Source organism: Sphingomonas sp. S-NIH.Pt15_0812, assembly GCF_003951315.1.
GTDB lineage: Bacteria > Pseudomonadota > Alphaproteobacteria > Sphingomonadales > Sphingomonadaceae > Sphingomonas.
This window is the reverse complement of the sequence record NZ_QLJH01000081.1, coordinates 1-2,500: the sequence shown is the minus strand read 5'-3', so window position 1 is coordinate 2,500 and position 2,500 is coordinate 1. Positions and strand designations below refer to the sequence as shown.

At 74.0% G+C, this 2,500-nt stretch carries 2 protein-coding genes and 1 pseudogene; 2 read left to right on the top strand and 1 reads right to left on the bottom strand.

What is annotated here, in order from left to right; genetic code table 11:
- Positions 1-675 (top strand): annotated as a pseudogene (locus tag BRX43_RS20680) (hypothetical protein); the annotation flags it as partial.
- A 3-nt stretch (positions 676-678) separates the two neighbouring features.
- Positions 679-1,215, top strand: coding sequence for a 16S rRNA (guanine(966)-N(2))-methyltransferase RsmD (gene rsmD, locus BRX43_RS19910; protein WP_125996781.1), 537 nt, complete (start codon positions 679-681; stop codon positions 1,213-1,215).
- Here the strand turns inward: rsmD and BRX43_RS19905 are convergent.
- Positions 1,206-2,483: an MFS transporter gene (locus BRX43_RS19905; protein WP_125996780.1), complete on the bottom strand. Its 1,278-nt coding sequence runs from the start codon at positions 2,481-2,483 to the stop codon at positions 1,206-1,208. The genes rsmD and BRX43_RS19905 overlap by 10 nt on opposite strands.
- Between the last annotated feature and the right edge of the window lie 17 nt (positions 2,484-2,500).

Genomic DNA, 2,500 nt, shown 5'->3' with positions numbered 1-2,500 from the left:
CTCGTGGCCTGCGCGCGCGAGCCGGAGGGACGCCGTCGCGTCGCCCCCGCCCCGCGCGCGCAGGCCACGAGCGGCGGCTGGGGTTCGCGCACGCGGCCCAGCCGCCCCAACCAGCCGGACCGCGACGACCGCCGCCCCGTCGAGGGTGGCGACCGTCCGGCCCGCCCGTCCGCCCAGAATGCGGACCGGCCTCGCGCCGCGCGCCCCGATGGCGGCCGGCGTCCGGCCCGTGACGATCGCGCGGGCGGCGGCCAACGCCCCGGCGGCGACCGTCGCCCCGGCCGGGACGCGAGTGAACGCCCGGCGCGAAGCGACCGCAGCCCGCAAGGCAACCGGACCGGCGCTGACCGCGCGGCCACTGATCGGCAGCCGCGCCGGGGCACGGGCGATCCCTCCGCCGGCAACCGGTCGGGCGCCGCGCCACGCGCGCAACGCGCCGAGGGCGAGCGCGGCCGCGACCGCTTCGGAGAGGGCCGTCCTTCGACCGACCGTCGGGCGCCCCGAGGCGACGAGCGTGACGCGCGGCCGGCACAGGGTCGGCCGGCGTCGCGCGGCGGTGGCTTCACGCCGAACGGCTTCGGCGCCCGCACGCCCGGCGGCGGCGCTTCGCGACCGGGCAAGGGCCCGTCCGGCGGGCGCGGCCATCCGCCGCGCGCGCCCAAGGGAAAGCGCTGAGCCATGCGGGTCATTGCCGGACAATGGCGCGGCCGCCCGCTCGCCGCACCGCTGGGCGAGGCGACTCGCCCCACCGCCGACCGCACGCGCGAGGCGCTGTTCTCGATGCTGACCAGCCGACTCGGGACGTTCGAGGGGCTGGCCGTCGCCGATATGTTCGCCGGCTCGGGCGCGCTGGGCATCGAGGCGCTGTCGCGCGGGGCCGCGACCTGCCTGTTCGTCGAGCAGGACCGGCCCGCGCTCGACACGCTCAAGGCCAACCTCCAGAAACTGGGGGCCAAGGGTGACGTGCGCGCGGGATCGGTGATGGCGCTGGGGCCGGCGCGTGCGCCGCTCGACCTGATGATGATGGACCCGCCCTATGGCACCGGTGCGGGCAGCGTGGCGCTCGACAAGCTGGCGCGGCTCGGCTGGATCGGTCCGGCCACCTGGGTCAGCATCGAAACCGCCCGCGCCGAGACGGTGGAGGTCGCCGGCTTCACCGTCGATGTCAGCCGGGTCCATGGCAAGGCCCGGCTGACCCTTCTCCGTCAGGCGTGAGGCACAGTCGGGGCGGGCCGGATCGCGACCAGCGCGATCAGGCTCAGCCCCGCCGCCGCGCTGAGATACAGGCCGACCGCCCATAGGCCGCGCTCCATCGCCAAGCCCTGTGCGACCAGCGGGGTCAGCCCCCCGCCGATCACCCCCGCGACGTTGAACGCCATGGACGCGCCCGTATAGCGTACCCGGGCCGGAAACAGCCCCGGCAGCCACGCGCCGAGCGGACCATAGACGAAGCCCATCGCGAACAAGGTCAGCGCCAGGAAGGCGAAGGCCCCCGCCGCCGATCCGTTCATCAGCGGCTGGATGGTGAAGCCGATCAGCACCGTCGCGACGCAGCCGCCCGCCAGCACCCGCCGCTCGCCCCAGCGGTTATCCGCCAGCCAGGCGGCCAGATAGATGCCAACCGCCATGAACAGGATCGCACCCAGCTGCATCAGCAGGAATTGCTGCATCGGGAAGCCCAGTGTCTTGGTGCCATAGCCGAGCAGGAAGGCGGTGCCGACATAATAGGCGGCGAAACAGGCGATCGCGCCGACCGTCCCCGCCAGCGTTGCCCCGCCATGCCGTCGCAACAGTTCCGCGATCGGCACGGCGGGCGGCGGCGCGGCCTCCAGCGAGGCGGCGAATTCCGGCGTCTCGGTCAGCTTCAGCCGGATCCACAGACCGACCGCGACCAGGGCCGCGCTGATGACGAAGGGGATGCGCCAGCCCCAGTCGCGAAACTCCGCCGGGGTCAGCCACAGGCCGATCAGGAGGAACAGGCCGTTGGCGGCGATGAAGCCCGCCGGCGCGCCGAGTTGCGGCGCGCTGCCATAACGGGCGCGCCAGCCCGGCGGCGCATGTTCCACGGCCAGCAACGCCGCCCCGCCCCACTCACCGCCCAGGCCGAACCCCTGCCCGAAGCGCAGCAGGCAGAGCGCGAACGGGGCGATCCAGCCGGCGGTGGCATAGGTCGGCAGCACCGCGACCAGCGTGGTCGATACGCCCATCGTCAGCAGCGAGGCGACCAGGGTCGACTTGCGCCCGACCCGGTCGCCGAAATGGCCGAACACCAGGCTGCCGATCGGCCGCGCGAAGAAGGCGACGGCGAGCGTGGCGAAGGCGGCCAGTTGCTGCGTGCCGGCCGCGCCCTTGGGAAAGAACAGCTCGCCGAACACCAGCGCGGCGGCGGTGGCATAGACGTAGAAATCGTAGAATTCGATTGTGGTGCCGACGAAACTGGCGGCCAGCACCCGGCGGTGCGACGGTGAAGTCGAAACGGTCATGACACCCCTCCCCCACC

Excerpts from the sequence above, each read along its gene's own strand:
- rsmD (WP_125996781.1), top strand. The coding sequence starts at position 679 with ATGCGGGTCATTGCCGGACAATGGCGCGGCCGCCCGCTCGCCGCACCG.
- BRX43_RS19905 (WP_125996780.1), bottom strand. The coding sequence starts at position 2,483 with ATGACCGTTTCGACTTCACCGTCGCACCGCCGGGTGCTGGCCGCCAGT.